Genomic DNA, 1,249 nt, shown 5'->3' with positions numbered 1-1,249 from the left:
GTGACAATCACACCATTGCGGCCATGGGCATCCGGAAATATTTCTGTCTACCTGAAAGGTCTGTCGGTACCGGTCATCCTGAACGTAACCAGTGGCGAAACAGATACGCCGTCATCCAGTCAAGAAATGGACAGTCGTCTGGATCTGCGAATACCACGGCAGGGACCAACCAGCCCGGTTGTCTCCATCCCGACGGATAAGATCGCCCTGCATGATGCAACATTACAGGCATTTCTGGATGGTATTCCTCCCCGGGACCCTTCAGTTAAGAGGCTGAAATTCACAGGTAATGTCCCGGATACAACGATCTGGCAACACGGCGATGACCTTCTGGTTCGTTCCCGGGCGATGTTGCGCGATGAATTTGAACAGACCTTGTCCTCTGCCGACGGAACTCATCTCTGGAAACTTCCCGTCACCCCACTACTGACTTTCTCTGTGAATGGCCAGTCCGTTCACGTGACACCAGAACTGGAGTAATCATGAGTGCTGAACAGGATGCCGGTAAATCCGGAAAGAAACTGGCTGCCCTGCTTGGACTGGGCAGCATCATCTTATTTGGCGGCGGCTATATCGCGTTTTCCAAACTATCAGGGAGTAACAGCGATATGCAGTCAGCCGTGAACATTAACAGTGCAGCAAGCGGCGGAACGCGCAGCGTTACCGAAACGCCTCACTATCGTGAACTGTTAAGAGCGGATAATGAACGAGGGGCCGCAGCTGCAGCCCGCAATAATCAGACGTTCATTGCCAGTCTTCCACAGGGGCTTGATATTCCGGACACTCCGGAAAAGCAACAACAGCCTGCAGCAAAACCGGAAAACTATGCTCATCGCCAGGCTTCCGGCACACCACAGGAGGATCGAGCAGCCAGTGAAAAACGTATGGAGCGGCTGCAAAAGCTGATTGTAAGAATAAAAGATCAGCATCCTGCCGGTAGTACACCAACCATAGCAACGACTATGTGGAATAAATCTCCGGCAGAAACAACAGGGCAGAATGGTACGCAGCAATTCGCATTACAGAATGCCAGCCTGTCCACGCCTGTAGCAGAAAAAGGGATACAACTGATACCTGCTCTGACCCGTATACCGGCATATATTGATACTGCAGTGGATTCTGATAACCCGTCATCCAAGGTTATCGCAACCATTCCCGCTGGCCCCTGGGCAGGGGCAACGCTGTTCAGTCCGGGAGTCAAACTGGTGGGTAACGGCGTGGAGATCCATTTCGACCGGATGAGCTGGAA

The 1,249-nt window shown here is 52.4% G+C and carries 1 protein-coding gene and 1 pseudogene; both read left to right on the top strand.

From position 1 onward, the window contains the following. Positions 1 to 480, top strand: a pseudogene (traN, locus tag RTW80_RS25515) (IncI1-type conjugal transfer protein TraN); the annotation flags it as partial. 2 nt (positions 481 to 482) lie between these two features. Continuing rightward, a partial coding sequence (gene traO, locus RTW80_RS25510; protein ID WP_312720844.1) for a conjugal transfer protein TraO occupies positions 483 to 1,249 on the top strand: 767 nt, incomplete at its 3' end.

Origin of the sequence: Escherichia sp. AM3, from assembly GCF_032029835.1 — a bacterium.
Lineage (GTDB): Bacteria > Pseudomonadota > Gammaproteobacteria > Enterobacterales > Enterobacteriaceae > Escherichia > Escherichia coli.
This window is presented reverse-complemented; position numbering and strand designations above follow the sequence as displayed.